Annotated in this window: 22 protein-coding genes; 14 read left to right on the top strand and 8 right to left on the bottom strand. The window is 65.5% G+C overall.

What is annotated here, in order from left to right; genetic code table 11:
- The first annotated feature begins 88 nt into the window (after nucleotides 1–88).
- Both AC1RJW_RS04885 and AC1RJW_RS04880 read left to right on the top strand, forming a co-directional pair.
- A complete protein-coding gene (locus AC1RJW_RS04885) occupies nucleotides 89–1,417 on the top strand; it encodes a hypothetical protein (RefSeq protein ID WP_493043894.1) in 1,329 nt (442 codons plus the stop codon).
- 9 nt (nucleotides 1,418–1,426) lie between these two features.
- A complete protein-coding gene (locus AC1RJW_RS04880) occupies nucleotides 1,427–2,773 on the top strand; it encodes a hypothetical protein (RefSeq protein WP_493043892.1) in 1,347 nt (448 codons plus the stop codon).
- Here AC1RJW_RS04880 and AC1RJW_RS04875 read toward each other — a convergent pair.
- Together AC1RJW_RS04875 and AC1RJW_RS04870 are read right to left on the bottom strand one after the other, a co-directional pair.
- The gene (locus tag AC1RJW_RS04875; protein ID WP_493043890.1) at nucleotides 2,761–3,018 is read right to left on the bottom strand and encodes a hypothetical protein; all 258 of its coding nucleotides are present in this window, start codon (nucleotides 3,016–3,018) and stop codon (nucleotides 2,761–2,763) included. The genes AC1RJW_RS04880 and AC1RJW_RS04875 overlap by 13 nt on opposite strands.
- Nucleotides 3,019–3,105: 87 nt before the next feature.
- Nucleotides 3,106–4,554: a M20/M25/M40 family metallo-hydrolase gene (locus AC1RJW_RS04870; RefSeq protein WP_493043887.1), complete on the bottom strand. Its 1,449-nt coding sequence runs from the start codon at nucleotides 4,552–4,554 to the stop codon at nucleotides 3,106–3,108.
- Nucleotides 4,555–4,728: 174 nt separating this feature from the next.
- Between AC1RJW_RS04870 and AC1RJW_RS04865 the strand changes: the two genes are divergently transcribed.
- The 3 genes from AC1RJW_RS04865 to AC1RJW_RS04855 all read left to right on the top strand — a co-directional run bounded on the left by AC1RJW_RS04865 (nucleotide 4,729) and on the right by AC1RJW_RS04855 (nucleotide 6,920).
- Entirely contained in the window at nucleotides 4,729–5,259 is a 531-nt protein-coding gene (locus AC1RJW_RS04865) for a GNAT family N-acetyltransferase (RefSeq protein ID WP_493043885.1), read from the top strand.
- Between the two features lie 120 nt (nucleotides 5,260–5,379).
- Complete coding sequence (locus AC1RJW_RS04860; protein ID WP_493043883.1) at nucleotides 5,380–5,820, top strand: glycine zipper 2TM domain-containing protein; 441 nt, start codon at nucleotides 5,380–5,382, stop codon at nucleotides 5,818–5,820.
- Between the two features lie 149 nt (nucleotides 5,821–5,969).
- Nucleotides 5,970–6,920: a PP2C family protein-serine/threonine phosphatase gene (locus AC1RJW_RS04855; RefSeq protein ID WP_493043881.1), complete on the top strand. Its 951-nt coding sequence runs from the start codon at nucleotides 5,970–5,972 to the stop codon at nucleotides 6,918–6,920.
- 152 nt (nucleotides 6,921–7,072) lie between these two features.
- On the opposite strand, the gene AC1RJW_RS04850 is transcribed toward AC1RJW_RS04855, so the two are convergent.
- The gene (locus AC1RJW_RS04850; RefSeq protein ID WP_493043879.1) at nucleotides 7,073–7,480 is read right to left on the bottom strand and encodes a DUF2177 family protein; all 408 of its coding nucleotides are present in this window, start codon (nucleotides 7,478–7,480) and stop codon (nucleotides 7,073–7,075) included.
- 153 nt (nucleotides 7,481–7,633) lie between these two features.
- On the opposite strand from AC1RJW_RS04850, the gene AC1RJW_RS04845 reads away from it, so the two are divergent.
- The 6 genes from AC1RJW_RS04845 (at nucleotide 7,634) to AC1RJW_RS04820 (ending at nucleotide 15,643) form a co-directional block, all read left to right on the top strand.
- Nucleotides 7,634–8,485: a class I SAM-dependent methyltransferase gene (locus AC1RJW_RS04845; RefSeq protein WP_493043877.1), complete on the top strand. Its 852-nt coding sequence runs from the start codon at nucleotides 7,634–7,636 to the stop codon at nucleotides 8,483–8,485.
- A 216-nt stretch (nucleotides 8,486–8,701) separates the two neighbouring features.
- A complete protein-coding gene (locus AC1RJW_RS04840; protein WP_493043875.1) occupies nucleotides 8,702–10,300 on the top strand; it encodes an FHA domain-containing protein in 1,599 nt (532 codons plus the stop codon).
- A gap of 550 nt (nucleotides 10,301–10,850) precedes the next feature.
- The gene (locus AC1RJW_RS04835; protein WP_493043873.1) at nucleotides 10,851–11,444 is read left to right on the top strand and encodes a metal-dependent hydrolase; all 594 of its coding nucleotides are present in this window, start codon (nucleotides 10,851–10,853) and stop codon (nucleotides 11,442–11,444) included.
- Nucleotides 11,445–11,559: 115 nt separating this feature from the next.
- The gene (locus AC1RJW_RS04830) at nucleotides 11,560–12,078 is read left to right on the top strand and encodes a sigma-70 family RNA polymerase sigma factor (protein WP_493043871.1); all 519 of its coding nucleotides are present in this window, start codon (nucleotides 11,560–11,562) and stop codon (nucleotides 12,076–12,078) included.
- Entirely contained in the window at nucleotides 12,078–13,046 is a 969-nt protein-coding gene (locus AC1RJW_RS04825) for a FecR domain-containing protein (RefSeq protein ID WP_493043869.1), read from the top strand. Before AC1RJW_RS04830 ends, AC1RJW_RS04825 begins: the two co-directional genes overlap by 1 nt.
- Before the next feature lie 113 nt (nucleotides 13,047–13,159).
- Nucleotides 13,160–15,643 carry a TonB-dependent siderophore receptor gene (locus AC1RJW_RS04820; protein ID WP_493043867.1) on the top strand — a complete coding sequence of 828 codons (2,484 nt, stop codon included), beginning with the start codon at nucleotides 13,160–13,162 and terminating at the stop codon, nucleotides 15,641–15,643.
- Between the two features lie 7 nt (nucleotides 15,644–15,650).
- Here AC1RJW_RS04820 and AC1RJW_RS04815 read toward each other — a convergent pair whose 3' ends face one another.
- The 5 genes from AC1RJW_RS04815 to AC1RJW_RS04795 all read right to left on the bottom strand — a co-directional run bounded on the left by AC1RJW_RS04815 (nucleotide 15,651) and on the right by AC1RJW_RS04795 (nucleotide 22,470).
- A complete protein-coding gene (locus AC1RJW_RS04815; RefSeq protein WP_493043865.1) occupies nucleotides 15,651–16,538 on the bottom strand; it encodes a pirin family protein in 888 nt (295 codons plus the stop codon).
- Nucleotides 16,535–16,933, bottom strand: a complete 399-nt coding sequence (locus AC1RJW_RS04810; protein ID WP_493043863.1) for an OsmC family protein — start codon at nucleotides 16,931–16,933, stop codon at nucleotides 16,535–16,537. Before AC1RJW_RS04810 ends, AC1RJW_RS04815 begins: the two co-directional genes overlap by 4 nt.
- 77 nt (nucleotides 16,934–17,010) lie before the next feature.
- A complete protein-coding gene (locus AC1RJW_RS04805) occupies nucleotides 17,011–17,730 on the bottom strand; it encodes an SIMPL domain-containing protein (RefSeq protein WP_493043861.1) in 720 nt (239 codons plus the stop codon).
- A gap of 62 nt (nucleotides 17,731–17,792) precedes the next feature.
- Complete coding sequence (locus AC1RJW_RS04800) at nucleotides 17,793–20,120, bottom strand: SUMF1/EgtB/PvdO family nonheme iron enzyme (protein ID WP_493043859.1); 2,328 nt, start codon at nucleotides 20,118–20,120, stop codon at nucleotides 17,793–17,795.
- Between the two features lie 19 nt (nucleotides 20,121–20,139).
- On the bottom strand, nucleotides 20,140–22,470 hold the full coding sequence (locus AC1RJW_RS04795; RefSeq protein ID WP_493043857.1) for a coiled-coil domain-containing protein: 2,331 nt from the start codon (nucleotides 22,468–22,470) through the stop codon (nucleotides 20,140–20,142).
- 354 nt (nucleotides 22,471–22,824) lie between these two features.
- Between AC1RJW_RS04795 and AC1RJW_RS04790 the strand changes: the two genes are divergently transcribed.
- The 3 genes from AC1RJW_RS04790 to AC1RJW_RS04780 all read left to right on the top strand — a co-directional run bounded on the left by AC1RJW_RS04790 (nucleotide 22,825) and on the right by AC1RJW_RS04780 (nucleotide 25,092).
- The gene (locus AC1RJW_RS04790; protein ID WP_493043855.1) at nucleotides 22,825–23,061 is read left to right on the top strand and encodes a hypothetical protein; all 237 of its coding nucleotides are present in this window, start codon (nucleotides 22,825–22,827) and stop codon (nucleotides 23,059–23,061) included.
- A 188-nt stretch (nucleotides 23,062–23,249) separates the two neighbouring features.
- Nucleotides 23,250–23,948: a YXWGXW repeat-containing protein gene (locus AC1RJW_RS04785; protein WP_493043853.1), complete on the top strand. Its 699-nt coding sequence runs from the start codon at nucleotides 23,250–23,252 to the stop codon at nucleotides 23,946–23,948.
- Between the two features lie 115 nt (nucleotides 23,949–24,063).
- Nucleotides 24,064–25,092, top strand: a complete 1,029-nt coding sequence (locus tag AC1RJW_RS04780) for a transporter (protein ID WP_493043851.1) — start codon at nucleotides 24,064–24,066, stop codon at nucleotides 25,090–25,092.
- Nucleotides 25,093–25,095 lie beyond the last annotated feature (3 nt).

The raw sequence follows: 25,095 nt of genomic DNA, 5'->3' as shown, positions 1-25,095 counted from the left end.
CACATTTCTCTTCATCATTGTCCTGACACTTTGGTCCATCTGGCCGGGCTATGCCGGCCACCAGACTGTCCATACACCTGGAGACCTCATGAAACAGTTCCTCGCGCTGCCCATGCTCGCCGCTTTCTCCATGTTTGCGCTATTGACAGCCTGCGCCATGAAGCCGGTGCAGAAAGAAGAAGGTCTCCCAAAAATCACTGTCCAAGTTCCCTTCCGGGCACAAGTGGTCGGCCTGCAGTGGCTCAATCCGCTGCAACGGCTCGACTATCCGACCGAGTGGCAACTGTTATGGACTCTCGGCCTGGCCAAACCCAACAAGAATGACGATATGGTCAGGACGGATCCCAGGGGTTTCAGCACCTTGCAGGCCGTCGCCCCCATTGCCCACGATATCAATGGAAGGGAAACGTTCAAGGGTTACCACCAGAAGTACTTACAAGAACTGATGAGCAATTTCCACGATATCTATTTCTCCAGCCCCACCTACTTCTACCACGTCTATCCCAAGGATCAAAAACAGAACTGGCGCGAACTGGCCGGCATCCGCGTGGAATATGCGCTGCCTGAAGGAAAATTCGATCTGGCAGAAGTTCACCATACAATAAAAGATGAAATTACTAGCAACTTCGACATCGGCAACACCCACTTCCCCACCCTCTGGACCCGCGCCACCCCGCCCGACGTGCGCATCACCCTAGGCGGCAACAATGCGGGCTTCGTCTCCCTGCAAGCCGCGCTGGCCTACCTGGAAGCGCATCCGCAGGAAACCGTGTGGGTCATGAACTGGGATGCGCCGAGCCGGCCGAAGCCCATGCAGATCAATGAAAACCTGGTGCTGCTGGTCCTGGCCGGCCCCGGCTACAAGACGCAGCGGGCGGCGCTGGCGTGGATAGGCTATCCGGCCACGAAAAGTGTGGCTGATTTTGCACTGACCAGGGACAAGCCGCCGCGCGCCGTGCAGGCGTGGCAGGCGGCGTTCGCCGAGGCGGCGCGCCTGGGCGGCAAGACGGAAGAAGAGATCGGCTACATCATCCACGACGCCAACAAGACGTTGCCCGCCTCCTCCGACCGGCTGGCCCAGCTGGCGCATGCCTTGAGCCTGGAAGTGCCGGACTTCGACTTCCTGCCGCAGACTTTCAATACCCCGGCTCTGCTGGGCGAAATGGGTGCCGGCACGGCGCTGACCAATGTCGCCCTCGGCATCGCCCATGCCAACCACGTCGGCCAGCCCGTACTGGTGGCGGGCACCAGCGATCCCGACAGCGTCACGGGCGTGCTGGTTTCGCCGCCGGACAAGGTACGCCCCATCGCCCACGACAAGCCGTGGTTCCGCGCGCGCGGCGAAAACCATGCGTATCTGCCGTGGTGGGGCATCCGCCACGATACGGCGGACGACATGCAGGGCTACTCACAGTGAGGTGGATTAATGGCTTACGTAATAAATCAACGCGAGCTGCGCACATTAGCCGCCGTCGCCGCTTTCACCATGTTTGCGCTATTGACAGCCTGCGCCATGAAGCCGGTGCAGAAAGAAGAAGGTCTCCCAAAAACCACTGTCCAAGTTCCCTTCCGGGCACAAGTCGTAGGCCTGCAGTGGCTCAATCCGCTGCAGCGGCTCGACTATCCGACCGAGTGGCAGCTGCTCTGGACGCTCGGCCTGGCCAAACCCAACAAGAATGACGATATGGTCAGGACGGATCCCCGCAGTTTCAGCACCCTCCAGGCAGTCGCCCCCATTGCCCACGATCTCGATGGCACGGAAACGTTCAAGGGCTATCATTATAAATATGTGCGGAAATTAACCAGTCTATTTCATGACATTTACTACTCCAGCCCCACCTACTTCTACCACGTCCATCCCAAGGATCAAAAACAGAACTGGCGTGAACTGGCAGGCATCCGCGTGGAATATGCGCTGCCTGCGGGCAAATTAGATCCAGAGGAGGCAAGAAACACTATACGCGAACGCATCACCGATACCTTCAGCATCGGCAATGTCAATTTCCCCACCCTCTGGACCCGCGCCACCCCGCCCGACGTGCGCATCACCCTGGGCGGCAACAACGCGGGCTTCGTCTCCCTCCACGCCGCGCTGGCCTATCTGGAAGCGCATCCGAAGGAAACCGTGTGGGTCATGAACTGGGACGCGCCGAGCCGGCCGAAGCCCATGCAGATCAATGAAAACCTGGTGCTGCTGGTCCTGGCCGGCCCCGGCTACAAGACGCAGCGGGCGGCACTGGCGTGGATAGGCTATCCGGCCACGAGGAATACGGCCGATTTTGCACTGGCCAGTGACAAGCCGCCGCGCGCCGTGCAGGCCTGGCAGGCCGTATTTGCCGAGGCGGCGCGCCAGGGCGGCAAGACGGAAGAAGAGATCGGCTACGTCATCCACGACGCCAACAAGACGTTGCCCGCCTCCTCCGACCGGCTGGCCCAGCTGGCGCATGCCTTGAGCCTGGAAGTGCCGGACTTCGACTTCCTGCCGCAAACCTTCAATACGCCAGCCCTGCTGGGCGAAATGGGCGCCGGCACGGCGCTGACCAATGTCGCCCTGGGCATCGCCCATGCCAACCACGTCGGCCAGCCCGTACTGGTGGCGGGCACCAGCGATCCCGACAGCGTCACCGGCGTTCTGGTCGCACCGCCGGACAAAGTGCGCCCCATCGCCCACGACCAGCCGTGGTTCCGCGCGCGCGGCGAAAACCATGCGTATCTGCCGTGGTGGGGCATCCGCCACGATACGGCGGACGATATACAGGGCTATTCGCAATAAGGTGGCGCGGCGTTCGCCGGCCGTGCGCGCCGCCACAGCTGTTGCTGGCCGATGCTGAGCCGTTCCAGCTCGCCCGACGCCAGCAGGTGCTCCAGCGCGGTGGCGATGATTTCCTGCGGGAAATCACCTGCCAGCCACCACTGCACCACGCCTTCGAGCGTATCGGCGCTGTTCGGATACCTGTGCAGATAGTTGCGGATCGCGTTGACTGCGGCGTGCTCGACGTCGGAAAATGGTTGCGCCATAAGAGTTCTCTGCGTTGACAGTGAGGAATGGCCGGCATGCCGGCAAGAGACCGCGCCAGTCAGGCGGCACGGCCGTTCGCGGGAATCTTACTCGCCCTGCTCCGGTGCCCGCCCGATCTCGCCATCGATATTGGCCAGGAACCAGGCCAGCGACGACATCAGCGCCACGTTGCGCTTCAGGTTCTCCGGGTCGACCTTGTCCAGCGTATCGGCGGGCGTGTGATGGTAATGGAAGTAGCTGTGGCTGTCGACCAGCGGCTCGAAACTGGGCACGCCGCCCGTTTCCAGGCGGTGCAGGTCGCCCGTTCCCAGCGCGTCGCGGCGCGTAAACGCGTGCGCACCCATCGGTTGCAGGGCCGCGCGCAGCGGCGTAAACAGTTTTTCCGACTTCGGCCCCACGCTGGCGAGGATGCCGAACGGACGGCCGGCGCCGCTGTCCATCTCGATGGCCGCATATTGTTTGCCAAGCGCCTGCTTGTGGGCCTCGAAATAGGCCTGGCCGCCGCGGCCGCCGTTTTCCTCGTTCATCCAGGCGATCACGCGGATGGTGCGGCGCGGACGGTAGTCGAGCTTTTTCAGGGTTTCCACCACGCCCATGGCCGCCACCACGCCGGCGCCGTCGTCGTGCGCCCCCGTCGCCAGGTCCCAGGAATCGAGGTGGCCCGAGACCACCACCACTTCGTCCGCCTTGTCCGTGCCCGGCCAGTCGGCAATCACGTTGTAGCTGTCCGCTTCCGGCAGGTTTTGCGGCGTCAGGGTCAGGTGCATTTTCAAGGGCCCGCGCGCGGCCAGGCGGCCGATCAGCAAGGCGTCTTCCACGGTGACGGCAGCGGCGGGAATGCGTTTATTCTCGTCGAGGCCCGTGGCGCCCGCGTGCGGGATGCGGAAGTTCGCGCCGCCGATCGAGCGCACCAGCGCGGCCGCCGCGCCCAGGTCGGCCGCCGCCTTCGGTCCATTGAAACGGAAGCGCGAACCCTGGCCGTAGGTCACGCCAGCCAGGCCCCGTTCGGCCATCTCCTGGTCGAACGGCGTGTCGATCAGTACGATGACGCCCTTCACTTCCGACGCGCGCGCCTTGAGTTCGTCCAGGCTCTTGACGATGATCACGGGCGCCGTCAGGCCGGTGGCCGGGGTGGCGCCGGAGCCGCCCAGGGCGGTCAGTACCACGCGCTGCGACACGCCCTGCGGACGGCCCGCGTAGTCGACGATTTCCGCCGTTTCCACGCCGCGCACCCAGTGCGGCACTTTCACGGGCTGCAAGGTGACGGTGGCGCCCAGCTGGCGCATGGCGTCGGCCACCTGCTGCACGGCGGCGGCCGCGCCGGCGGAACCGGACAGGCGCGGGCCGATCAGGTCCGTCATGTCGGCCAGGCGGGCGTAGGCCCAGTCGCTTTGCAGCGCCGTGTCGCGCACCTGCGCCAGCGCTTGCGGCGTATTGCCCGGTGCGGCGGCAAAGGCGCCGGCGCTGACGATGCAGCCAAGGGCAAGGGATAAAACGGAACGGCGCAGTGGCGCGCCAGTCAGGAGGGTATGCATGTGATGTCAGTTCCAGTCAACGAGGTCCAAGCGGGTACGCCGTGGCCATGGGCAAGGCGCGGCTTTCTACGATAGCGTATTTATTCTGTCATTGCAGCAACTTTTACGGGATCGATTGCCTCTTGCCCCCGGAGTCGATTACCATGCAGATCGTGATCGCTACCGGATACCGCCATGCTCAAGGGAACACTCTGTACCGTCCGGCATCTGCAGGCCGCCGACCTGAATACCTATATTTCCCTGGTCAACGACCTGCCCTCGCGCGGCGAGTTTTTCTCCATGCAATTCAAATCGCCCGAGGCCATGCGGCGCGACTTCCTGCAATCGGGCTTTGTCACCGAGGACAGTGAATTGTTCCTCATCGAGGACAAGGCCCAGCACATCATCGGCACGATCACGCACTTCAAGAGCCGCACGCCAGCCTCGCGCGAGATCGGCTACCGCCTGTTCGACCGGCAGCGGGATGGACACGGCTACATCAGCGAAGCGACGCGCCTGGTGGTCGACTACCTGTTCAACGCCTATCCGTATCACCGGCTGGAGCTGCTGATGGACCCGCTGAACATCGGCTCCGAGCGCATCGCGCAAAAGAACGGCTTTACCCAGGAAGGCTTGATGCGCCAGGCCTTCTTTATCAACGGCGTGATGCGCGATGTCAAAATATACAGCCTGCTGCGCCCCGAATGGCAGGCGCGCCTGCGCTGACTTGTTACCGCCGGGGCAGGATTGTAATAAGTTGTATTAGACGTGGAACAAGGTTGCGGCAGCAGATATAGTCCAGTCCATGCAGATCATTGTGATCTCGCCGGAATGGAAGGAAATGCCATGTTGAACAAGAAACTCCTGGGTGCGGTAATGGTAGCGGCAGTGGCTGTGTCTTCGGCCGCAGTCGCCGGTGACCGCGACTTCAATACCGTTGCAGGCGCCGTTGTCGGAGCGGCCATTGGCAACAGCACCGGCGGGCGCAATGGCGCGATCGTCGGTGGCGTGCTGGGCGCGGCCGTCGGCAACAGCATCAGCACGAATGACCGCTATTACGACCGTGGCGGCTATCGCGGCGGCTACCGCGAAACCTATTATGCGCCTGCGCCGCAACCGGTGTACTACGCCCCGGCGCCGCAGCCCGTGTATTACGCGCCGCCTCCGCGCTACTACGGCCCGCCGGCTGTCGTCTACGTGCAACCGGGCCGCGGCTACTACCGCGACCATGGCCGCCACGACTACTATGATCATGGCCGTGGCCATGGCTGGGGCCATCGCCGTTAAGCACCGCCCTGCCCCTGCACCATGAAAAACCTGCGCCAGCCTGCTGCCGCAGGTTTTTTTGCAAGATAGGCAAGGTATCGCCGCGGCACAATATCGGCTAAGCTGTGTCCTATGATCAACATTTCTGGCCGCCTGGACCGCACCAACCGATGCATTTAATCAAAGACGCGCTCGACTTCGGCCCCTGGCTCGATGCCGCCGCCGGCACCAGCGTGGGCGCCGGGCCCCTGCCACGCCGCGAGAACCAGGACAACTTCCTGCTGATCGATGCCAGCGGCCACGCTGTCTGCCTGTCGCGCCAGGCGCCGTTCCACTGCCAGGTGCCGGGCTGGCCGCGCGGCCATGTGCGCGCCGCCGTGCTCGACGGCATGGGCGGCCACGGCCTGGGGCGTGAAGCGGCGGAAGCGGCCGTGCAAGGCTTGCTGGCCATGCCCGCCTGCCTCGACACGGCCAGCCTGGCAAGCAAACTCGACGAGTTGCACACGCGCTTGCAGGACACCTTCGCCAGGACGGCGCCCGCCCAGGCGCGTCCGCCGGGTACCACCCTGACCTTGCTGGAAGTGCCGCCCGGCGAAGCGCCGCTGCTGTATCACGTGGGCGATTCGCGCCTGTATGAAATTGCCGACGGGAAGGCCAGCATCCTCACCGTCGACCACGTGCCGGCCACCGTGTACGCCATGCGCGGCGCCCTCGACGAGATGCACTGGCGCGCCGCCGTGCATGGCGAGCACCATCCGCAAATCTCGCAGGCCTTTATTTTAGGCAACGCCATCAGCGACAGCTTGCAGCTCGACAAGCCCCTGCGCGGCCTCGATGCGGCTACCTTGCCGCCCTTCCTGGCGCACCTGGGCGACCGCCGCGTGCTGCGCGTACGGCGCGGCGCCCACTATCTGCTGGCCAGCGACGGTTTCTGGGCCTGCGACGATCCGCTGGCCCTCATGGCCCGCTGGCCCGCCCTGTGTGCCGGCAAGACCGCGGCACAGGCCGTCAGCGCCCTGTTCGACGACTTTCTCTCACACCCGCCAAAAGGCTTGCATAGCGACAACATTACCTTGGTGGCGCTGCGCTTCGATGCCGCATTCACCGTCCCAGGCGGCTAAGTAATCGTCAGGAAATTATTGTGAATTTATGACAAACAGAACCGGATGCTATACAAGGCGCCGACTGCGACGCAGTGCGAGCACTGCTAGCAGTTGGCAACGCAGTAGAGCGCCGGTTATGGAAGTCAGAGATCACAAGAATTTATTGGGGGTTACTTAGCCGCCAGGTAGCCGGCCGTGGCCGACACGGCCGACAAGGCGGCGCCCCAGGCCATGTCGATCGCCGTCAAGGCCAGCGGCCAGTCGCGCAAGGTCGCATAGTTGCTCAAATCATAGGTGCCGTAGGCAAGCAACCCCAGCAGCGCGCCCAGCGCCGCCGCCGTGCGTCCGCGGCGCGCGCGCAGGCCGGGCAGGATGGCAAAGACCAGCAGTCCGGCCACGTACAGCAAGTAAAACAGCACGGCCGGCGCCCAGCGGGGCGTGTCCGCCAATAGCGGCCCCAGCGCAGCGGCGTACACGGGCTTCATCAGCACCGCCAGCCACAGGGCATCGATGGACAGGAATACACACAAGGTGGCGCCATAGGCAATGGCAAGCTGAAGCGGGCGTTGGACAGGCATGGTCATCTCTCGGCGTCAGGCAGCGTTGGGGGAACGGTTGCGCCAGCATAATGCAAAACGCCGCCACGCTCGCGACGGCCCGCATAAAAGGAACCACCGCCGCGGCGCGCGGTCTGACGGAAGGATCTCTCCCAACGTCACCAGGAGCATGCCATGAGCAACACCATCGCTACACCGCAGGCCGGCGCCGCCGGCGCGCCCGACTACGCCGCCATCAAGCAGCGCCAGCAAGCAGGCTGGGCCAGCGGCGACTTCGCCGTCATCGGCGTGACGCTGCAGCCGGTCGGCGAGTCGCTGGCCGAGGCCGCCGACATCCGCGCCCACGAAGACGTCATCGACATCGCCGCCGGCAACGGCAACGCCACCTTGGCGGCGGCGCGCCGCTTTGCCCGCGTCGTCTCCACCGATTATGTGCCGGCACTACTGGACAAGGGCCGCGCGCGCGCCGAGGCGGAAGGGCTGGCCGTGACCTTCCGCGTGGCCGATGCCGAAGCCCTGCCCTTCGCCGATGCCAGTTTCGACGCGGCCCTGTCGACCTTTGGCGTCATGTTCACGCCCGACCACCGGCGCGCGGCCAGCGAAATGCTGCGCGTGCTGCGTCCCGGCGGACGCATCGGCATGGCCAACTGGACCCCGGACGGCTTTATCGGCCAGCTGTTCAAGACCATCGGCAAATATGTGCCGCCCCCGCCAGGCGTGGTGTCGCCGGCCCGCTGGGGCGAGGAAGCATATGTGCGCGACCTGTTCGGCCAGGCGGCCGAGCAGGTGCACAGCCAGCGCAAGGACTTCAATTTCCGCTACGCCTCCGCCCACCACTGGGTACAGGTCTTCCGCGATTATTACGGCCCCGTCCACAAGGCCTTTGCCGCGCTGGACGCGGCCGGCGCCGAGGCGCTGGAGCAGGAACTGTTCGCCCTGCTCGAACGTCTGAATACGGCGGGCACCCACTCGCTGGTGGTGCCGGGCGAGTATCTGGAAGTCATCGTCAGCAAACGGCGCAGCTGAAAATACATGCCAAAATAACATATCCAGAAAGACATAAAATGTGTTTTTAAGCAATAGTTTCCATGGCATGCATGACAAGCTGTGACCAGGGACATGAATTTGGGCAAAAAGAGCGCATTCCAGCGCCGCGAAAGTTGCCAAGCAGGCGCAAAAGCGCGTAAGCTCTCATGTATAACAGAGGGCAAAATGTCCCCGCTCGATTCGAGTCAGAATGTCATGAAAAAATGCAGCAACCCGGAGCACCCGCACTGTACGTTCTGGGTCTTGCCTGGGGAAACAGTCTGCGCGGGCAACCACCCGCAAGCGACGACTGATCCCAGCAGCTACGACCTGTTGACCGCACTGCGCAGCACCCGTTCCGAGCCATCGGCAACGGCGCTTCCGCACGCCCGTGCGCATGATGCTGTGATTCGAGATGCGGTGATTCGCGATGCTGCTCAAGCGGTGACCGGCCCTGTGCCGGCCTCGGCCGGCCAGCCAGCGTTTACGCCAGCGCCAGCTGTCCCGCCCGCCACTGCGCCGGCCTACCAGCCGATACAATCCCACCTGCACATCAGCGGCTTCGACCCCCGTGCGGCAGGCGGACGGCAAACCCTGAAAATGGAATTGCGCGGCATGAGTGCCGCCTGCGCACCGCAGCTGACCTTGCGCTTGCGCTCGGACCTGATCCCGCGCGGCGCCGTCCAGCATGATTTCGTGCGCACCACGCGCGGCGACTGGCGCCCCGTGTTTGTCGAGTTTTCCTCGCGCAACAAGGAACACGGGCAATACCAGATCGAGGTGGAAGTGCACAGCCACGTCGATGGCGCCGTGGCGCAGAAATGGGTATGCACCTTTGTCATCCTCGTGCCGCGCCGCGATGCCACCCTGACGGAAATCCACCAGATCTTCCTCAGCACGCACAAGAATGTGCGCGTGATGGCCGACGACGCCTCGATTGCCCGCGTGACGGGCGGCGACGGCTGCAACCTCGACGTCACCGCGCGCAATGCCGGCATTGCCCACGTGGATTTATCGGCGCCGCAAGGCAAGATCGACATGGGCTTTACCACCATCGCCTGGGACGAGGAGCTGATCGAAGTCGACCTGCCCGCCGCCAGCCACTGCCATCCGCACCCGAGCCAGGCGGCTTGCCTCGTCAATGCGGCGCCGGAAGCGGGCGAACAGCGCCAGATCCGCCTGTTCGCGCTGGAAGAATGCATGCTGGGCCGCTTCGAGCTGGTGGACCCGGAAGCCGACGTGCTGCTCAGCCATTTCAGCCCCGACGGCCAGGACAACAATGGCTTGACGCGCCGCCTGTCGGGCCGCCACGCCATCATCCGGCGCAGCCAGCAAGGCTTTGAAATCGAAGACGTGTCGCGTTACGGCATGCTGCTCGATGGCGTATGGCCCGGCAAACACAAGCCCGTCGCCCTGCGCCTGGGCATGCGCATCGAATTGTCCGCCAGCATCAAGGGCATCGTCGTGCTCAGCGTCACGGCCCTGCTCGCGCACGGCGTGATCCTGCACCGCATCGACCACGGCGCCCGCGCCGAGTGTTTTTACCTGCTGCTGCCCGACACCCAGCCCACGCCGGCCAGCCACCTGGCCACGCCGCAGGCCAGCTGCCTTCCCGTGCTATTCCACCGCAACGGGGGTTTCTGGCACCTGGACACGGCCAGCGGCAAGGAAACCGCGCTGGCCCCCGCCACCGCGCTCGACAAGCTGAGCGGCTTCGCGCGGCACAACCGTTTCGCCAGCGAACCGTATCCGGAATGCTGGATCATCCGCACTGAAGGCGCCGAGCTGTGCGATAGCAGCGCGCTGATCGCCTGACAACGCCTCCTCGTATCTCCTTGATCACTAAGTAACCCCCAATAAATTATTGTGATTTCTGACTTCCATAACCGGCGCTCTGCTGTGTTGCCCGCTGCTAGCAGTGCTCGCACTGCGTCGCAGCGGGTGCCTTGCATAGCATCCGGTTCTGTTCGTCATAAATTCACAATAATTTCCTGAGGATTACTTAGCGCGGCACCAGTACGAGAAAAATCATCGACAACCCCAGAATAAACACCGCTTCCAGCGTAAACACGATGGCGGGAATCTGCAATTCGCGCGGGATTTTCATGGCGAGACCTCTTCAAAACGTGGCACTGCTTTCAGCATAGCGCGCCCTGCGCCAAATACATTATCAGCCGCACAACACACTTGGCCGGCCGGCATCAGGCGCCGAGTCCGCCATCGCATTCATCCCGACACACAATTTAACACTTTAATAGCAGATATTGCGCAAATAGCCCCAAGCGACGCCCTTGTGTACTGTATATTCATCCAGTTAATATTTCCCGTACTTCACAAAGCGCCCACACGGCGTTTTACATTTCCTATGGCTTCCAACAAAGCGCATCATGCGACCGGTTGGGCTGCCGGCGTGATCGCCGCAGCCCTGGTCGCGCACGCTGGCGCCGGCGGTCCCTATCAAGTGCTGAGCATGCTCGCCTTTGTCATGGGGGCGCTGGGCGGCACGGCGCCGGACTGGCTGGAAGTGGCCTGGTGGGCGCGCACGCACAAGCTGTGGATCACGCACCGCACGTGGACCCACTGGGGCCTGGCCTGGATCGCCCTGCTCGTCTACACGTATCTGCAATTGCCGCACCACCTGTGGGCGCCGCCCCTGTTCGGCTTTGCCGCGGGCGGCATCATGCATCTGCTGGCGGACTGGCCCAATCCGCTGGGCGTGCCATGGATTTTCCGCCGCCACTCGCTGCGCTGGTGGAAAAGCGGCCGCCACGACATCATCGTCATCATCGCCGCCTGGCTGGCCGCCACCATCGTGGCCGACCACGTGTTTTTTGACGGCATCCACTGGCAGCGCAGCGTGCTGGCCTTCGAGGCCCTGCTGCACTGGTCCGCCACTGCCCTGCAGCAAGCCTGGGCGGATCTGCAACAGTGGCAGGAGCGCTGGCGCCTCGGCGGCTGACGCGGATTGACGCCGGCGCCGCGGCAATGTGATAATGAGTATCATTCTCAAACAGCCCAGCCAGCCGGCACCCCGCGTTCCGTCAGCCCAGCCCATCCCTTGCCTGGAGAACGCAGTGAGTACCGTCAGTCCCACCCATGCCAGCCACCTGAGTACTCTGTACAGCGAACACCACGGCTGGCTGTATGGCTGGCTGCGCGGCAAGCTGGGCAACCGTGCCGAGGCGGCCGACCTGGCGCAGGACACGTTTTTGCGCCTGCTGGGCAAGCGCGAGGTGACACCGATGACACCGCTGCGCGAGCCGCGCGGCTACCTGGCGACCATCGCGCGCGGCTTGCTGATCGACCGCTACCGGCGCCAGGCACTGGAACAGGCCTACCTGGAAGCGCTGGCCCAGCAAGCCGAGCCGGCATCGATCTGCGCCGAAACGCATGCCATCATCATCGAAACCCTGCTCGCCATCGACCGCCTGCTCGACCGCCTGGGCGCGCGCACGCGGACCATCTTCCTGCTGGCGCAAATCGAAGAACTGAGTTACGTGGACATCAGCCGGCGCCTGGGCGTCTCCCTGCCGACCGTGAAAAAGCACCTGGTGCGCGCCTACACGGAATGCCTGATGCTGGCGGCCGGCTGATGTTTTCCCCTTCCACCCCGCAGTCAGCGCCAATCGCCCGCAAGGTGCTGGCCGCCGCCGCCCACTGGCATGTGGAGCGCCAGTGCGGCAGCGCCGACCCGGCCGCCCTGCAGGCATGGCGCGACGCCAGCGCCGAGCATGAACGGGCCTGGGAGCTGCTGCAGCGCATGGACAACCAGCTGGCCATCATACCGCCGGCGCTGGCAATTCCCGCCCTGCAGGCGGCGCAGCAGCGCCGGCGCAGCGCCGCGAAAGTGCTGGCCATGCTGGTGGCGGCCGGCGGCGGCATCGTGCTGGGCCAGGCGGGCTTGCAGTCCGCCCCCTGGCAAGCATGGACGGCGTCCTTGCGCACGGCGCCGGGCCAGCGCCGCCACGTGGCGCTGGCCGATGGCGGGCACATGGAGATGAACACGGACAGTGCCGTCGACGTCGATTACAACGCCGCGCGCCGCCGCATCCGCCTGCACCATGGCGAAATCATGATCACGACGGCGCCCGATGCGCGCCCCTTCCTCGTCGACACGCCGCACGGCGTAATCCGCGCGCTGGGCACGCGCTTCGGCGTGCGCTGCGATGACGGTGACAGCGTCGTCAGCGTCTTCGAACGCGCCGTGGAAGTGCGCTGCGCGGCGCGCCCGGACGCCGTGCGCCGCCTGGAAGCGGGGCAGCAGCTGCGCTTTGGCGGCACCGGCCTGGAAGCCGTGCTGGCCATGCCCGCGCACCAGGACAGCTGGCTGCGCGGCATGCTGGTGGCGGCAGACTGGCCCCTGCAACAGCTGGTGCAGGAGCTGGCGCGCTACCGGCGCGGGCGCCTGGCGTGCGACGCCGGCGTGGCGCAACGCCCCGTCACGGGCACCTACCGGCTCGACGATATTGACGCCGTGCTGGAAAGCCTGTGCGCCTCGCACGGGCTGCAAGTGAGCTACTTCACGCGCTACTGGGCCACCGTGTCGGCCCGGTCAACGTAATTATTTTCAGTTTTTTTGCGCCAGGGGTTGATGTTTCGCTGCGCTGCTTCGGCTTGACAGGTAAGAAGCCGATTCATCCACCATTGACCATACCCTGAGCAGAAAGACCGAGCATGCAGCCGACCACCCCCGTCCTCCATCCCGCCGCGCGCGCCATCCGCCTGGCCGTCCTCGCCATGGCTTGCGCCGCCCCCGCCGCCTTCATCGCCGCGCCCGCGCTGGCGCAAGGCCAGGCCGCCGCTGCAAGCGCGGCGCCGCAAGCCTACGCCATTGCGGCCGGCCCGCTGGCCACCGCCCTGAACGACTTTGCCGTGGCCGCCGGCGTCAGCCTGTCGACCGACCCCGCGCAGACGCGCGGCCTGCGCTCGCCCGGCGTGCGCGGCAGCCACAACGTGACGCAGGGCTTTGCCCAGGTGCTGGCCGGCAGCGGCCTGGAAGCGGTGCAGCTGCCGAACGGCGCCTACGTGCTGCGCCAGGCGGCCGCCCCCTTCGCAACGGCGGCGGGCACGGAAAAGACCATGGCCCCCGTGGTCGTGAACGCCAGCATGGAGCGCGACCCCGTCAGTGAACACAGCAACTCGTACGCGGCGCGCGCCGTCACCGTCGGCAAGGGCGTGCAGACCCTGCGCGAGATTCCGCAATCCGTCAGCGTCGTCACGCGGCAGAAAATGGATGACCAGAACCTCAACACCATCGACGCCGTGCTGGCCAACACCACCGGCATCACCATGTACGACAGCCCCATGGGCGGGCGTTATGTGTATTCGCGCGGCTTCATGGTCGACACTTACCAGTTCGACGGCGTCAACCGCGCCATGTACTACCCGCAGGCGAACAGCTTCACCAGCAACACGGCCATGCTCGATCGCGTGGAGATCGTGCGCGGTGCCACGGGACTGCTGCAGGGCACGGGCTCGCCCGGCGCCGCCATCAACATGGTGCGCAAGCGCCCGCTGGCGGAAAAGCAGGTGCAGCTGGCGCTCGGCGCGGGCCGCTGGAACGATGTGCGCGGCGAAGTCGACGTCACCGGCCCCTTGAACGCATCGGGCAGCATCCGCGGCCGCGCCGTGGCCGCGCATGACCAGCGCGATTATTTCTATGACGTGGCCGACAGCCGCACGGACGTGCTGTATGGCGTGCTGGAATTCGACCTGGCGCCGGGCAGCAAGCTGACGACGGGCGCCAGCCATGAAAAACTGAAATCGACGCCGTTTTTCTCCGGCATGCCCCGTTACCTCGATGGCAGCGACCCGAAACTGCCCCGCGAGACCTTCCTGGGCGCCGACTGGAACCGCTGGGCGAGCCGCCAGACGGCCGTCTTCGCCGAATTCGAGCACCGCTTCGACGCCGACTGGTCGCTGAAAGCCAGCGCCAACTACACGCGCGAGCGGCATGACGTGAAATACATGTTCAGCCAGGGTGCGATCAATCCCGCCACCCTGGCTGGCATGATGATGTACGGCGGCGTGTTCGACTACGGCAGCACCAACAAGGGCCTCGACCTGTCGCTCGACGGCAAATTCAACGCCTTCGGCCGCCGCCACGGCTTCAGCGCCGGCATCAGCACGAACCGCCTGGAAAGCGACAGCGATTTCAATCTGGCGCTGCTGCAGCAAGCGAACAATCCGCTGCTGCCGAATCACGGCGTGGCCGAGCCGAGCGACGCCTGGTTCCGCGAACACAGCTACCGGGGCGACCCCAGCGTGACAAAAATGACGCAGACGGGCGCCTACGGCGTGGCGCGCTTCAGCGTCAGCGATCCGCTCACCGTGGTGGCGGGGGCGCGCGTGTCGAACTACAAATGGAGCAGCGTGTACCGCGACACGGGCGAGGTGTACATCGACCCGTACCGCGAAAATGGCGTGGTCACGCCGTATGGCGGCGTGATCTACGCATTCGACAAGCGCTGGTCCGGCTACGCCAGCGTTTCCGACATCTTCCAGCCGCAAAACCAGCGCACGGCCGATGGCGCCCTGCTCGACCCGCTCAAGGGGCGCAACCTGGAAGTGGGCGTCAAGGGTGAACTGTTCGACGGAAAGGTCAACACCTCGCTGGCGCTGTTCCGCATCGAACAGCGCAACCGCGCGGAACTCGACCTGGTGAACACCTGCTCGTCCGGCACGGAGTGCTATTTCTCGACGGGCAAGGTGCGCAGCGAGGGCATCGATGCGGAAATCAGCGGCGAGGTGGCGCCGGGCTGGCAGCTGTTCGCCGGCTATACCCTGAACAACTTCAAGTACCTGGAGCAGACCTCGAACGCGGGCGTGATGTTCGCCAGCACCTACTCGCCGCGCCACATGCTGCGCGCGTGGGGCGACTACCGCCTACCCGGCGCCTTGCAGCAGTGGAGCGTGGGCGGCGGCGTGAACTTCCAGACGGAGAGCTCGCGCATCACGCGCGACGTGACCGTGGCGCAGGGCGCGTATGCCTTGTGGAGTGCACGCGCCGCGTACCAGATCGACCGCAACTGGACGGCGTCGCTGACCGTGACGAACTTGCTCGACAAACGCTACTACCAGACAGTGGGCGCGCCTGCGTGGGGCAATTTCTATGGCGAGCCGCGCAAGGCGCAACTGACCTTGCGCGCGCGCTTCTGATCCCGTCCTAGCTCGCCGGGCGCAGGGGCGCCTTCGGCAGCGGGATGAATTCCGTCTCGCCCGGCACCTGCCCCATGCGCTGGGCGCTCCAGTCGTCGGCCGCCTGCGCCAGGCGCTCCTTGCTCGACGAGACGAAATTCCAGAACAGGTAGCGGTGGCCGTCCAGCGGTTCGCCGCCGATGACCACGAACTGCACCGGGCCGCCGCCTGCCGTCACCACGGGCACGGCGCCCGCTTGCAGCAAGGCCATGGTGTGCGGCACGAGCGCCACGCCGTCGACCAGCACCTCCCCGCTGATCGGATAAATCGCCGCTTCCGGCGGCAATCCCTCCAGCCGCAGCTCGCGCCCCGCCTGCAACGCTACATCGAGATACAGCGTCTGCATGTAGGTGCGCACGGGCGACGTCTGGCCAAACGCCGTGCCGATCAACACTTTCACCACGGCGCCATCGAGCGGCACGACGGGAATGTCGGCCTGCGGCGTGTGCGTGAAACTCGGTTCATCCTCTTCGTGCGCCTTTGGCAGCGCGGCCCACAGCTGCAAGCCGTGCGTGCGGTGCGGCTGTCCCGCCAGGTCGTGCGGCGTGCGTTCCGAATGCACGATGCCGCGCCCGGCCGTCATCCAGTTGATGGCGCCCGGTTCGATGCGCTGGTACGAGCCGATGCTGTCGCGGTGGTCGATCGCGCCCTCGAACAGATAAGTGACGGTGGCCAGGCCGATATGCGGATGCGGGCGCACGTCGTGGTTGGCGTCGGGCGCCACGTCGATGGGGCCGAAATGGTCGAAGAAGATGAAGGGACCGACGGCCTGTTTGACGGCGGAAGGCAGCAGACGCCGCACGACAAAGCCGCCGCCGAGGTCTTTTTCGTGGCTTTTCAGGATGGCCGCGCTCATGCCAGCACCGTCGTCACTTCGGTGGTCACCGCCGTCATCAATTTATGCAGTGGGCATTTGCCGGCCGCGGCCAGCAATTCCTGGCGCTGCGCATCCGTCAGTTCGCCCGTCAGGTGCAGGGTGGCGGCCAGGCGGTACACGCCCTTGCGCTCTTCGCTGGCATCGCGCTCGGTCGACACTTCCACGTGTTCCAGCGGGATGCCCTTGTGTTTGGCGTACCAGACGACGGTGAGCGCCTTGCAGGCAGACAGGGCCGCGTCGTACAGGTCGTGCGGCGACGGGCCGGCGTCGCCGCCGCCCTCCTCCACCGAGGCGTCGGCGGAAATGATGTGATCGCGCACGTGCACGATGTGGCGCATGGGTTGCGACTGGTCGCGGATGGCTTTGATGGTCATGGCGTTCCTTGGTGCGTTTGGAAAGCCACAATTTACACCGTTTGCCCGCTTGGCGCAGCCCGCTCCCTGCTAACTGGTCATTTGATACGGAACACGGCATCGACCGTCTGTCCCATCTTGAGGGCGGTGACCATCAGCATGTCGTCAGGGTTTTGCCGCTGGCGGCTGTTGGCGCGCTGGTAGCGGTCGGACGGCACCAGGCCCACCGCATTGCCCAGGTTTTTCAGCTGGTCCGAGGAAATGTCTGCCACGGCGCCCACGCGCTTGCCGAAGCCGCGCGCCATGGCGTCGGCCTTGCGCTGCGCATCCTTGACGGCCTCGCCCATCAGTTCCTCTTCCAGGCGGATGCGCTCCCTGGCACCGAAGGTGACGGCAAACGCATCGAGGTTGGGCATGGCCAGCAGCGGACGCATGACGGCAGGCCATTTCGACAAATCGGCTACGTTGATATGCACGCTCGCCTTGATGACGTACTGCGGATTGACGGGGTCCTGTTCCGCGCCCTTGCGGATTTCCTTGCGCACGTCGCGCACCTCGATGCCGGCCGCCGCTTCGGCCAGACCCTGCTCCACCAGCAGCGCCTTGATTTCCGCGATGCGCGTCTGCACCAGCGCCGTGGCCACGTCCGGCGCGGGATCGAAGGCGCTGACATCGAAGTCGATCTCGCCCAGGTCCGGCGTGACGAAGCTGTAGGCCGTGCCGGTCGCATGGATGAAGGGATAGGAGGGCAGATCGCCGGCCAGGGCGGCGATGGGCAGGCAGGCGAACACGAAGGACAGCAGGCGGCGTTTGAACACGGAGACTCCAGCACGGTTAGGGTGCATGAAGTATCCGTCAAGATGACATATTTGACAATAAATCAATCGAGCGTGCGCGCCACCCGGAACCCCACGATGTCGTTCGACAGCACGGTGGAAAAACCGTTGCGCAGGGCCGAGCGCAGATAGCGCGGGTGGTACAGCCAGGAGCCGCCGCGCAGGATGCGCCGGCTGCTGTCGCTGCCCTCTTCCCATGCGCTGCCATCGACGGGCGCGCCTTCGTAATTGTCGTGCACCACGTCCTGCACCCATTCCCACACATTGCCATGCATGTCGAATAGGCCCCAGGAATTCGGCGCGAAGGTACCGAGCGGGCTGGTACCGCCCCGGTACACGCCGCGCGGGCCGCCGTTGTACACATACAGGCCGTCGTAGTTGGCTTGCTCGGTGCTGATCGTGTCGCCCACGTTGAAAGCCGTGCGCGTGCCGGCGCGGCATGCGTATTCCCATTCCGCTTCGCTGGGCAGGCGGTACTTGCCCCCGGTACGCTCGCTGAGCCAGGCCAGGTACAGCTGCGCGTCATTCCAGCTCACGCCCACCACCGGGTGCTGCTCGTTCTGCACGAAGCCGGGATTGTCCCAGTCCGTCTCGGAACCGCCCGCCCAGCCGGTCGCCTTGACGAAGGCGCGCCATTCGCCCACGCTGACAGGGTGACGCGCCAGCGCAAACGGGCGCTCGATGCCGACCCAGTGCTGCGGCATCTCGCGCTCGAGCCAGGCCTGTTGCGAGCCCGCCTGGATGGCGGCCTTGTGTTCCGTCTCGTGCGCGCCCATCTGGAAGCGGCCGCTGGGAATGAGTACCAGTTCCGGCCCCTGCCCCGAGCCGTCGAGAAAATCGTCGCGCAAGACGCCTTCCGCATTCGCCACCGGTTGCGCATGTTCGGGTTCCGATTCCGCTTCCGGCGCCGGCGCGGATGCCGGCGCGGGGACAGCTGCTGCTGCGGCGGCGCGGCTGGCCTCTTCGCGGCGCGCGCGTTCCTGCTCGGCGCGGTAGGCCGCCTCCGCCTTGGCGACGATGGCCTTGCGCTGCAATTCCTGGTGTTCCTGCAAGGCGGTGGCGGCATCGGCTTCGCGGCGCGCGCGCAGCTGGCCGCGCAGCGCTTCCTTGCGCAGCTTGCGCGCCTCTTCCGCTTCGAAATGGCGCTGCGCCTCCTGCTCGCGGCGCAGTTTGTCCAGTCGCTGCTTTTCCAGCGCCGCAGCCTGGATTTCCGCCTTGCGGCGCTGGTCCAGTTCTTCCTGGCGCGCGCGCGCCTCTTTGACCGCCGCCTCGCGGGCCTGTTCGGCGGCCAGCGCCGCCTCCTTTTGCTGCTGCGCCGCGCGCGCCTGCTGCTGGCGCGCCTGCTCCGCCAATTCTTCGGGCGACGGCCCGGCCGCGCGTTCCAGGCTTTCCAGCAAGGCCTGCACCGATTGCGGACGCAATTCCGGCGTCAGCGAAAACCCGTTCTGCAGCACTTGCCACTGTTGCGCATTGAGCGCTTGCGGCGCCGAGGGCAGATGGCTGGCGCTGCGCGCGTCGTCGAACGGCATGCGCCCTTCGAGCATCTGATAGATCATCACGGCCACCGCATACACGTCCAGGCGCGGGCTGGGCTGGCGCTGGTTGGCGCCGGCCTCGGGCGCCCGGTAGCCGTGCGTACCCGCATTCGGCATGTCCAGCGCCAGGCTGCTGTCCGCATTGCGCACGCGCGAAGCGATGCCGTAGTCGAGCAGCTTGACGTCGCCCTTCGCCGTCAGGAAGACGTTGCCCGGCTTGATGTCGCGGTGTACCAGCTTGTGCTTTTCCCACGCATACGACAGGGCGTCGGCCACCGGCTGCAGCAGTTCCTGCACCGTGGACAGGGGCAGCGCGCCCTCGCGCGCCAGATAGTGCTCGAGGTCTTCGCCATCGAGGCATTCCATGATGATGAAATAGCTGGCCGTGGCCGGGTCTTGCGCCCATTCGTAGACGCGCACGATATTTTCATGCGCGAGCTTCCTCGCCTGGGTCGCTTCCTCGATCAGCAGCTTGGCATGCGTGGCGCTTTGCGTCAGCTGCGGCGGCAAAATCTTCAGCGCCACCATTTCGCTGCTGCCCAGCTCCGCGTGCGTGGCCAGGTCGGTGGCTTGCCACACTTGCCCCATGCCGCCCGTGCCGATCAGCCGTTCGAGCCGGTAGCGGCGGTTTTGCGGGCCGATTTCCTGACCCGTCATGAAGCCCAGCTCCGTGCCCTGGCGTACGGGCAGCGGCGCGGCCACGGGAGCGGCGCCGGGCGGCGCGTACTCGGCGTCGAGAATGGCGTTCTTGCGGCGTTCAAATTCCTGCTCGCTGAGCAGCCCGTCGTCGTGGAGGGCGCGCAGTTCCCGCAGTTTGTCTCGTGCTTTTTGCATCATCTGGGGTGAAACGCTTCCATCAAGGCTGCAGGGCGACGCCGCAGGCGGCGCAGAATTTATCTTCCGGGTGACCCGCGCGCTGCGCATGGCCGTTCTTGCAGCGGGCCGGCGCTGATGCTGGTGCGGCGGCGGCGCCCGGCTGCAGCGCCTGCGCCACGGCCACGCCCAACTGCGCCTGCGCCGACAGGCCGTGCGCGTGCGCCGCGTTCTGCAGGTTGATCAGGTCGAGCTGCTGGCGCCGTTCGCGCTCCGCCTGGCCTTCCAGGTAGCTGCGTTCCTGCGCCACGCTGTCCTGCGCCATGCGCAGCGCGTCCAGCGGCGCGACGCTGTTCTCGGCCGCTGCCAGCGCCGCCAGCGCGTGAATCTGCTCGGCGCTCATGCCCGCCTGCAGCTGCACCTTCAGCACTTGCGCCAGCGCGGCCGCATTCTGCCCGGCTGCCATGGCCACCTTGCCCGTGTCGCTCAGGGAGCCGATTTTCTCGATGCGGTCGATATCGATGCGCGCCAGTTCGGCCGCATGCGCCTGCTGCGCCAGCAAAGCTTCATATTCTCCCTTCCAGCGCGCGTAATCGCTTTCGCGCTGCTGCGCCATGGCCAGCAAGTCGCGCTGCCATTGCGCTTCCTGTTCCAGCTGGCGCAGCTGCTGGCGCTGTTCCTCGATGGCCAGCGCGTCGAGCTGCGCCAGCTGCGATTGCTGCTGCAGCTGGCGCGCGTGCACGCCGTCCGCTTCGATGGTGCGCAGCAGCTTTTCCTGCTGCGCGATGGCGTCCTCGCGCGCGCCGCCGCGCCGCAGCGCTGCCACTTTTTCCGCGATTTCCGCCGCCTGCACCTGGGCCGCTTCATCCTTGTGCGCCTCGACGCGCAGCAGTTCGCGCTGGCGCGCCAGCTGCATCTGGTCTTCCCACTCCTGCACCCGCTCGGCCTCGCGCTTGCGCGCCGCGTTGGCCAGCATCAGGCCCTGCCAGGCCGCCTGGTGCTGCTCCGCCTCCAGCTGCGCCTCGCGCCGGGCCGCATCCGCTTGCGCCTGGCGCAGGCGCGCCAGCTGGGTGCGGCGGCCCGTCTCGTCGTCGATCAGCAGCGCGCTTTCAATCTGCTGCGCGATCGACTGCAAGTGGACCTGATGCGTAAAGCGCTGCTGCGCCAGCTGGATCTGCTCACGCCCGTGCAGCTGCGACAATTCCAGCTCGCTGCGCATCTTGATGGCGGCCAGCGCGCGCACGTGTTCCCAGTTGGCCGCTTCATCGGCCCGCTGCGCGCCCTTCTGCGCCAATTCCTGTTCCAGCTCGCCCAGCGCCAGCGCGGCACCATGGTCGAGCGCCTGGCGCCGCGATTTCGCTTCCAGGATGCGGCCGTACAGGTCGATCTGGCGTCCGCGCAGCGCCTGCAGGCGCTGCGCTTCCTGGTGGCCCAGCTCCGCTTTTTCCAGTGTCGCGTCCTGCCGCAGTTCGGCGCGGCGGTGCGCATGGCGCGCCGCCAGTTCCTCGCGGCGGATGCGCTGCCATTCTTCCTCGTCATACAGCTGGTCGAGCTGCTTCATGCGCTCCAGGCTGTGCTGCTCCAGCTCCTGCGCCGGCAAGCCGCCCAGCCACAGGGTGCCGATACTGGCGCCGGCGCCAGCGTCACCGTCGCGTTTGTCATGGCGCAAACTCAGCGTTTCCACGCGCGCCACGGCCAGGCCGGACGGCGCCAGGCGCTGCGTCAGGGCCGATTGCAGGCGTTCGTTCAGTTCGGGGCGCAGGTCGGCATTCGCGTCCATCTCGCGCAGCGCGCGGCTGCCGATGAATTCCAGCGCAATCTGGCGCACGGACGGCAGCAGCAAGGCGTGCAGGTGGGCGCGCGTGACGGCGCCTGGCGCGCGCATGAACTGGCGCGCGAACGCATCGGGCTGGCCCAGCGCGATATCCACGCGCAGCGCGGCGGCGACGTCCAGCCGCTCCGTGCTGGCCAGCCCGGGCAGGTCGAATTCCAGGCTGACGGCGTCGGCGCGCGCGATCAGCACTTCGGCCGGGCGCGCCGGCAGCAGCGCGGGCAGGCGCGCGAAGAAGGCGGCGCTGTCGTAGTCGCCGGCCGGTATCAAGGTGAAAGCGTCCGATTGCACGATCCAGGCGCGCGACTCGGCGGGCACCTGCAAGCGGCGCGCCGCGCTGCCGAACAGCGAGGACAGCTCGCGCACGCCGAAGAACAGGGCCAGTTGCCCATCAGCAAGATGCCATTGATTGGCATGCAGCACCGCGTCGCTGTCGGGGGCGCCCAGCGACAGGCCGCATTGCGCGCAATAGCCGGCGGCGGCGCCGTTCTTGTGCTCGCAGCGCGGGCAGCGGGCGCCGCCAAAACCAAACAATTGGAACATGTGTGACTCCTGATGAGAATGATTGTGCGCGCAAGTGTGTGCAACACGGCTGCCATGCCGATTCTAGCAGGACAGCTGGCGCGGCACCTGCCGCGCGCCGCGCGTGCGCGCCCCGGCACACAACACTGTGCAGTGTCAAATAATGCCATGTGGCAAGTACATTCATATGCACGGATACAGGGCTAATTAGGCCTCAATTCAAGCGGTCGCCCGCCAATCCCGTGCGCAGGCATTTCAGCGCCGTTTTTTTGCAGGCCATCCCGCCAAAACCACGGCTGGTCGCATGCGCATGGCGGGCGGGCGCGCGTGTGGCTACAGTGCAGACATACCCACCCGCCACCGAAAGGAACGATCATGAAAACCCTGAAAAACATGGAAGCCATCTTCACCGTCGCCGTCGCCATCGCCTGCGGTGCCAGCTATGCCAGCTTCACCCGGCCACAGGCGGCCGAAACCGGCGATGCGGCGCAGGCCCGCGCCATCCCCGTCGTGGTGGTCAGCGCCAAGCGCCTGACGGAGCAGGAAAAGAAAATCTCGCTGATCGAGGAACGGCAAGCCTTGCTGGGCAACACCACCGCCAGCACCCTGTGAGCCGCCCATGCCGACTCCACGCCGCCTGGCGCCAGTTTGAAGAGCGCCGCGCCAGGCCGCCATTTGTATCCGCCACGGATACACGGACACACAGCATTGTGTCAATTGTAATAAGTTGAATCAAAGGCGAAAAAACGCCAGCAAGCGCCTATAGTCCATTTCACGCAATCACCGAAATGGAGCACACCATGAAACCCATCGCACTCTACGCAGCAGCCATGCTCGCCATCAGCACCGCGGCCTTTTTGCCCGTGCAGGCCATGGCACAGAATCAGCTCGGCGTCAGCATTGTCGTCGGCAACGCCCCGCCTCCGCCACGGTTTGAAAGCGTGCCAGCGCCGCGCGCCGGCTATGTCTGGGCGCCCGGCTACTGGAACTGGGATGGCCAGCGCCATGTCTGGAACAATGGCGAATGGCTGCGCGAACGGAGCGGCAACCAGTACCGCCGCGCCGCCTGGATACAGGAGAACAACCGCTGGCGCCTGGACCGTGGCGGCTGGGTCGCCGCACAGGTGCAGCCCGTGCGCTATGACGAAATCCGCATCGCCCCGCCGCCGCCGCGCCGCGAAGCCATCCCGCGCGCGCGCCACGGCTACATCTGGGCGCCCGGCCACTGGGAATGGCGCAGCCAGCGCTACGCCTGGACGCCTGGCGTGTGGATCGCCGAACGCCCCGGCTATGTATATGCGCCACCGGCCTGGAACCAGCGCGACGGCCGCTGGCAGATGGAGCAAGGCCGCTGGTCGCCACGCGGGCCGAACGGCGACCGCGACCGCGACGGCATCCCCAACCGCTATGACCGCGACAATGGCAACCGCCACGACCGCGACGGCGACGGCATACCGAACCGCGACGACCGCCGCCCCGATAATCCGCGCCGCGATTAATACGCATCCGTAGTCCGCACAAGGCCACCCATCGCGGTGGCCTTGTCATTTTCCGGACATATCCGTGTATTAAAATCGCGCGACGATCAATCACACTGCGCGAGAAAGATTCACGATGGCGATGGAAACTGCCGGTTTTACTTACGGCTCGGATACCTCGGGCCTGGTCTGGGGCTTCCTGTTTGGCCGCGCGGCGCAGCCGCTGGCGCTCGACTCGACGGCCGCGCTGGCCTGGCTGGCCGATGGCGCGGCCCGCCAGGCACAGGAGTTCGTCTGGCTGCATTTTAATTTGTCGCATGCAGCCAGCGAAAAATGGCTGATGACGCACACGCAGCTGGCCGACGAATTCTATGAAACCCTGCACCAGGGTTCCCGTTCGACGCGCATCGAGCAGGCGGAAAACACCCTGATCGCCGTAGTCAACGATGTGGTGCACAATTTCTCGTTCGAAGCGTCCGACATTTCCACCATGTGGGCCAGCGTGGCACAAAACCTCGTCATCACGGCGCGCCGCGCGCCGCTGCAGTCGATCGAGCGGCTGCGCCAGGCCGTCATCAAGAACCACGAGCCGATCCGCTCGTCGGTGGAACTGCTGATCCATCTGCTGCGCGACCAGGCCGACGTGCTGGTCAACATCGTGCGCGACGCCGTGGCGCGGGTCGACGATATCGAGGATCACCTGCTGGCCGGGCGGCTGGTGCCGAAACGCGAAGACCTGGGCGCCATGCGGCGCGTGCTGGTGCGGCTGCAGCGCCTGCTGGCGCCGGAACCGGCCGCCCTGTTCCGCTTGCTGCAGCGTCCGCCCGCATGGGTGTCGGAGCTGGACAGCCTGGAATTGCGCCAGTCGACGGAGGAATTTTCGGTGGTGCTCAGCGATATGTCCTCGCTACAGGAACGCATCAAACTGCTGCAGGAAGAGATTGCCGCCAGCGTCAACGAGGAAAACAGCCGCAGCCTGTTCGTGCTGACCATCGTCACCGTGCTGGCCTTGCCGATCAATATCATCGCCGGCATGCTGGGCATGAATGTGGGGGGAATTCCGCTGGCCCAGCACCCGCAGGGCTTCTGGATCATCGTTGCCATCATCGTCACGTTTACCGTGGTGGCGGGATGGCTGGTGGTGCGCGTGCAACGCAATAGTTAATTT

It is taken from the genome of Janthinobacterium sp. GW822-FHT07A03, assembly GCF_058798815.1.
This window is presented reverse-complemented; position numbering and strand designations above follow the sequence as displayed.

What these genes read in the sequence shown, in the direction of transcription:
- AC1RJW_RS04880 (WP_493043892.1), top strand. Translation starts at nt 1,427, where the DNA reads ATGGCTTACGTAATAAATCAACGCGAGCTGCGCACATTAGCCGCCGTC.
- AC1RJW_RS04840 (WP_493043875.1), top strand. Translation starts at nt 8,702, where the DNA reads ATGAAAAAATGCAGCAACCCGGAGCACCCGCACTGTACGTTCTGGGTC.
- AC1RJW_RS04875 (WP_493043890.1), bottom strand. Translation starts at nt 3,018, where the DNA reads ATGGCGCAACCATTTTCCGACGTCGAGCACGCCGCAGTCAACGCGATC.
- AC1RJW_RS04785 (WP_493043853.1), top strand. Translation starts at nt 23,250, where the DNA reads ATGAAACCCATCGCACTCTACGCAGCAGCCATGCTCGCCATCAGCACC.
- AC1RJW_RS04820 (WP_493043867.1), top strand. Translation starts at nt 13,160, where the DNA reads ATGCAGCCGACCACCCCCGTCCTCCATCCCGCCGCGCGCGCCATCCGC.
- AC1RJW_RS04795 (WP_493043857.1), bottom strand. Translation starts at nt 22,470, where the DNA reads ATGTTCCAATTGTTTGGTTTTGGCGGCGCCCGCTGCCCGCGCTGCGAG.
- AC1RJW_RS04855 (WP_493043881.1), top strand. Translation starts at nt 5,970, where the DNA reads ATGCATTTAATCAAAGACGCGCTCGACTTCGGCCCCTGGCTCGATGCC.
- AC1RJW_RS04780 (WP_493043851.1), top strand. Translation starts at nt 24,064, where the DNA reads ATGGCGATGGAAACTGCCGGTTTTACTTACGGCTCGGATACCTCGGGC.
- AC1RJW_RS04810 (WP_493043863.1), bottom strand. Translation starts at nt 16,933, where the DNA reads ATGACCATCAAAGCCATCCGCGACCAGTCGCAACCCATGCGCCACATC.
- AC1RJW_RS04885 (WP_493043894.1), top strand. Translation starts at nt 89, where the DNA reads ATGAAACAGTTCCTCGCGCTGCCCATGCTCGCCGCTTTCTCCATGTTT.
- AC1RJW_RS04865 (WP_493043885.1), top strand. Translation starts at nt 4,729, where the DNA reads ATGCTCAAGGGAACACTCTGTACCGTCCGGCATCTGCAGGCCGCCGAC.
- AC1RJW_RS04845 (WP_493043877.1), top strand. Translation starts at nt 7,634, where the DNA reads ATGAGCAACACCATCGCTACACCGCAGGCCGGCGCCGCCGGCGCGCCC.
- AC1RJW_RS04860 (WP_493043883.1), top strand. Translation starts at nt 5,380, where the DNA reads ATGTTGAACAAGAAACTCCTGGGTGCGGTAATGGTAGCGGCAGTGGCT.
- AC1RJW_RS04870 (WP_493043887.1), bottom strand. Translation starts at nt 4,554, where the DNA reads ATGCATACCCTCCTGACTGGCGCGCCACTGCGCCGTTCCGTTTTATCC.
- AC1RJW_RS04835 (WP_493043873.1), top strand. Translation starts at nt 10,851, where the DNA reads ATGGCTTCCAACAAAGCGCATCATGCGACCGGTTGGGCTGCCGGCGTG.
- AC1RJW_RS04850 (WP_493043879.1), bottom strand. Translation starts at nt 7,480, where the DNA reads ATGCCTGTCCAACGCCCGCTTCAGCTTGCCATTGCCTATGGCGCCACC.
- AC1RJW_RS04790 (WP_493043855.1), top strand. Translation starts at nt 22,825, where the DNA reads ATGAAAACCCTGAAAAACATGGAAGCCATCTTCACCGTCGCCGTCGCC.
- AC1RJW_RS04815 (WP_493043865.1), bottom strand. Translation starts at nt 16,538, where the DNA reads ATGAGCGCGGCCATCCTGAAAAGCCACGAAAAAGACCTCGGCGGCGGC.
- AC1RJW_RS04825 (WP_493043869.1), top strand. Translation starts at nt 12,078, where the DNA reads ATGTTTTCCCCTTCCACCCCGCAGTCAGCGCCAATCGCCCGCAAGGTG.
- AC1RJW_RS04800 (WP_493043859.1), bottom strand. Translation starts at nt 20,120, where the DNA reads ATGATGCAAAAAGCACGAGACAAACTGCGGGAACTGCGCGCCCTCCAC.